Raw genomic sequence first — 3,710 nt, 5'->3', positions numbered from 1 at the left:
CCGGGGATAAGGAAAGGATGCTTCAAGAGGTCCGGGCGGCCCTTGAACAGGATGAACAAACGTTTAGGCCTTTTTTTGTCGGAACGCAGTAGCCGTGACAGTTATCAGTAACCCGCTTTCCACGCATCTTCTACATCAACTCGGTCCTCTAAATCTTGCAACAATTTAAGATCTTTCATGGAAACAATGGCGGCAATAGGTTCACCCCGACGAGTTAGAACAAAGGATTCATTAGCGAAAGCTACCTGGTTAATAACATTGATTGGGATTGACCTTGCCCGCACAATGTATTACTATTACCAGTAATACTCAGTACTGGAGGTCAAATCATGAGAGTAACCACAAAAGGTCAAGTCACAATTCCCCAGCACATTCGCGAAAAATTGGGGATAACCCCAGCAACAGAAGTTGATTTTGTCGAGGAAGAAGGCCGCGTATTTTTAGTGAAACGAAAAGGGCAAAAGGCGGCGACCCGTAAATTTGCAAAATTACGTGGTGTTGCAACTGTTAAAATGACGACAGACGAGATTATGGCCTTAACGAGGGCCGATAGATGAAGAACCTTCTGGTTGACTCAAACGTTATTTTAGACATTTTCCTTGATGATCCTAATTGGGCTGATTGGTCTGAATCTGCATTGGCAAATTATAGCGTTTACACAACCCTCTATATTAACTCAATAGTGTACACGGAAGTCTCTGTCGGTTTTGGGAAGATAGAGGAATTGGAGTCAGCCCTCCATAAAGGCGGATTCCAGATGTTAGAAATCCCTAAGGAAGCTCTGTTTCTGGCTGGTAAAGCTTATCTCAAGCATAGAAACGGTAGAGGAATCAAGAGGTCTCCTTTACCCGATTTCTATATCGGAGCACAAGCCGCTGTGCTTGGCCTGGATTTACTTACACGGGATGTAAGCAGATACCAAACATATTTTCCGACAGTCAGACTGATCTGCCCGGAGCAATTATAAGGACGTATCATCGAACAGGCCCTTGAACTCAGACTGGTTTCGCTGGCGCTCATTCCAGCTGGTGACCCGGCATGTCGGGTCCCTGCTTGAAAAGACATCTTCTACCTGGGACGAATTTTCCCGGATCACGACCGAAGAGATCGAGAAACACAAGAAATATTTGAAACATCGCCTCGATAGGTTGGAAAAACAAAGTTAAATAGAATATGCAAATGAAAAGACCGGAATCAGGGGGACATGACTTATCTTTTACAATTTGACAGATCTGTTTTTATTTGGATTAATACGGATTGGACCAATGCTCTCTTCAATTTGATAATGCCATGGATAACCCATTTAGGCGATCCAAATTTTGTCTGGGTATGGATAATCGGCATAGGCCTGTTAAGGGTTAAGCAGTTTGCACATCCTGCCGAGACTGATTTGAGCAGCAGACAAAAATTTAAATTGTATCTGCAAGTCGGTTTATTTTTTTGCCTATTTTTGGTGCTGATTTATGGAGTTAGTGCGGGGGTATGCAATAGCCTCAAGTATTTATTTGACCGTCCCAGGCCATTTGAACAGCAGCATGTCATGCTGCGAGTCTCTGCGGGCATTGCGTCTGATCTGAGCGAAAATGGATCGTTTCCCAGCGGGCACACCAGCAATGCCTTTATGATAGCAGCCTTTTTAGCTGAATGTATTCCAAGAAGACGATATGCTTTTTACGGCATGGCAATAATAGTTGCATTGAGTCGAATCTATCTGGGCGTCCATTTTCCCGGTGATGTGTTATTTGGCGCTTTGCTGGGCGGGAGTATTGCCCGGTCAATGTTATCATTTCAATGGCTGAGAAACAGGATAACACGCGAAAAAGATTTCTATCCCGGCAATTAGATTTAAGCAAAAGAAGCAATTTTTAATATGACGGCATGTAACCATAGTAAGCTGATACAATTTTATGAAACTCCCGCAAGTAAACTTGCGGGATCTTATCACGAATTCATCATATTTATGTGAGGATAATTATGGAAAAATCGACCTTCGCCGTTCCCGCCGAGAAGCGCTACTTCGAGGATTACGTTGCCGGCTCGGTGCACGAATTCGGTTCTGTCACGGTGGAGCAGGACGAGGTGATCGCCTTTGCCCGGCGTTTTGACCCGCAAGTGTTTCACACCGATCCGGAATCTGCGAAGAAAAGCATCTATGGCGGATTGATCGCCAGCGGCTGGCACACCGCCGGCCTGATGATGAGACTCTTCGCCGACCACTACCTTTCGAAAGTGGCGAGCCTGGGCTCGCCCGGCGTTGATGAGTTGCGCTGGAACAAACCCGTACGCCCCGGCGACGAGTTGTCCATCCGCGTGACTGTTCAGGAAACGAAGCGTTCGCGCTCCAAGCCGGATCGCGGTATGGTCCACTCTTTTATCGAAGTGATGAACCAGAACCGCGAGGTTGTGATGAGCATGAAGGCCGTAAACTTCTTGTTCTGCCGACAGAAATCCCCGGGGAATATGGAGAACGGTACCAAATCGTAAACGGCATAAGAAAAATTGAAAGGGAGCAATAAATGGAATACAATTTTCTCGTAGACACTTATGACACCGAACGGATTAAAACGCTTAGCGTTTGGAGCATGTTCATGGACAACGATCTTTTAATCCGTCCTCGTCCATTTGACAAAAGAGATAGGAATCCACTTGAACATATGGTACATCAGTGCGTCGGTGAAGATAAATGGTTTTGCAATATGTTTGGCATTGATGTTGGCGCACCTCCTTTGCCGGAGAAGGAAACACGTCTCGAATTTATTAAACGATATGCTGAAGATTCCGGGAAACGGTTTGCAGCTCTAAAAGAAAAGGACAAAGCCTGGTGGAAACAAGAGGTTTCTTTCTTTGAAACTAAGCGCACAAGAACTTGGATTATGGTGAGAAGGATAGCCCACACGGCGCATCACCGGGGAGAGCAGACGGCTATATTAAGAATGTTGGGAAGAGAGATCTATAGTATTTATGGGCCGACTGCCGATACCGGTGGTTTACCCCAGAATAATGCATTAACTGTATATGCCTACCCGGATATAAAGTCTCTGATTGCCGGGGAATCAAAAGGTGGTTTAAAAGCAAACCTGCCGGGACCTGGGAATAGACCCTGCACGGAGCGACCTGATCTTTAGTCTAAAATGCTGTCTTCTCAAGCGGTCGTCTTTCCGGGACATACTGGTGAGGAATTTTGGCTGCGTTCCATTCTTTAGAAACATAGAGATTACAGTAGCAGCTTCCGAACTCTTCAACATCCGGAGTGCGGTAGATGCAAGGGCAGATAATATCTTTATCGTGTGTGCGGTCTCCTGCAGCTAATCTGCAGGGACAAGCCATATAACCGTAGCGTTCCTTGTTGAGTATCAGGGCCTGAAGCAGCTCAAATACTCTCTTTTTGTCCTTGTTGAAAAAGTAACCCTTGGTTTCCTGAGTTTTCTTGAGCAGCTCATAAAGTTTTTCTACTTCCATTACAATCCCAAGGCCTCCCTGATCTCATTTTCCTTATATCCTACGACAACTGTATTTCCAATTATAATGGTTGGGAAGGAGCATCTGGGGTTGAATTTTTTAACATCTTCCAAAATGGCGGCTCTTTCTTCTCCGTCCAGTAGATCGACATCAACAAAGTCATAATGAACGGTGCATTCTGTGAGCAGTTTCTTGATAGCTTTACAATGGCTGCAAGTGCTGAGTGAATAAATTTGTACCGGTTGTTCAGA

At 45.2% G+C, this 3,710-nt stretch carries 7 protein-coding genes; 5 read left to right on the top strand and 2 right to left on the bottom strand.

Annotated elements, in window-relative coordinates; genetic code table 11:
* Positions 1–329 precede the first annotated feature (329 nt).
* The 5 genes from V3S16_RS05160 (at position 330) to V3S16_RS05140 (ending at position 3,125) form a co-directional block, all read left to right on the top strand.
* On the top strand, positions 330–557 hold the full coding sequence (locus V3S16_RS05160) for an AbrB/MazE/SpoVT family DNA-binding domain-containing protein (RefSeq protein ID WP_413883606.1): 228 nt from the start codon (positions 330–332) through the stop codon (positions 555–557).
* Positions 554–967 (top strand): type II toxin-antitoxin system VapC family toxin, encoded by a 414-nt coding sequence (locus V3S16_RS05155; RefSeq protein WP_413883605.1) that lies wholly within the window; start codon positions 554–556, stop codon positions 965–967. The genes V3S16_RS05160 and V3S16_RS05155 overlap by 4 nt, the downstream gene beginning before the upstream one ends.
* 237 nt (positions 968–1,204) lie before the next feature.
* Complete coding sequence (locus V3S16_RS05150) at positions 1,205–1,843, top strand: phosphatase PAP2 family protein (protein WP_413883604.1); 639 nt, start codon at positions 1,205–1,207, stop codon at positions 1,841–1,843.
* Positions 1,844–1,974: 131 nt separating this feature from the next.
* Positions 1,975–2,484, top strand: a complete 510-nt coding sequence (locus V3S16_RS05145) for a MaoC family dehydratase (protein WP_413883603.1) — start codon at positions 1,975–1,977, stop codon at positions 2,482–2,484.
* A gap of 32 nt (positions 2,485–2,516) precedes the next feature.
* Entirely contained in the window at positions 2,517–3,125 is a 609-nt protein-coding gene (locus tag V3S16_RS05140; RefSeq protein ID WP_413883602.1) for a DinB family protein, read from the top strand.
* Between the two features lies 1 nt (position 3,126).
* On the opposite strand, the gene V3S16_RS05135 is transcribed toward V3S16_RS05140, so the two are convergent.
* Both V3S16_RS05135 and V3S16_RS05130 read right to left on the bottom strand, forming a co-directional pair.
* Positions 3,127–3,459, bottom strand: coding sequence for a ferredoxin-thioredoxin reductase catalytic domain-containing protein (locus V3S16_RS05135; RefSeq protein ID WP_413883601.1), 333 nt, complete (start codon positions 3,457–3,459; stop codon positions 3,127–3,129).
* Positions 3,459–3,692 carry a glutaredoxin family protein gene (locus V3S16_RS05130; protein ID WP_413883607.1) on the bottom strand — a complete coding sequence of 78 codons (234 nt, stop codon included), beginning with the start codon at positions 3,690–3,692 and terminating at the stop codon, positions 3,459–3,461. Before V3S16_RS05130 ends, V3S16_RS05135 begins: the two co-directional genes overlap by 1 nt.
* Positions 3,693–3,710 lie beyond the last annotated feature (18 nt).

Origin of the sequence: Candidatus Desulfatibia sp. (assembly GCF_036446775.1) — a bacterium.
In the GTDB taxonomy this organism is placed as follows: Bacteria; Desulfobacterota; Desulfobacteria; order Desulfobacterales; family UBA11574; genus Desulfatibia_A.
The sequence above is the reverse complement of the archived record's forward strand: the minus strand, read 5'-3'. Positions and strand labels throughout refer to the sequence as shown.

Bases quoted from the DNA above. Each gene is read 5' to 3' on its own strand.
- V3S16_RS05140 (WP_413883602.1), top strand. From the start codon at position 2,517: ATGGAATACAATTTTCTCGTAGACACTTATGACACCGAACGGATTAAA.
- V3S16_RS05155 (WP_413883605.1), top strand. From the start codon at position 554: ATGAAGAACCTTCTGGTTGACTCAAACGTTATTTTAGACATTTTCCTT.
- V3S16_RS05150 (WP_413883604.1), top strand. From the start codon at position 1,205: ATGACTTATCTTTTACAATTTGACAGATCTGTTTTTATTTGGATTAAT.
- V3S16_RS05160 (WP_413883606.1), top strand. From the start codon at position 330: ATGAGAGTAACCACAAAAGGTCAAGTCACAATTCCCCAGCACATTCGC.
- V3S16_RS05135 (WP_413883601.1), bottom strand. From the start codon at position 3,459: ATGGAAGTAGAAAAACTTTATGAGCTGCTCAAGAAAACTCAGGAAACC.
- V3S16_RS05145 (WP_413883603.1), top strand. From the start codon at position 1,975: ATGGAAAAATCGACCTTCGCCGTTCCCGCCGAGAAGCGCTACTTCGAG.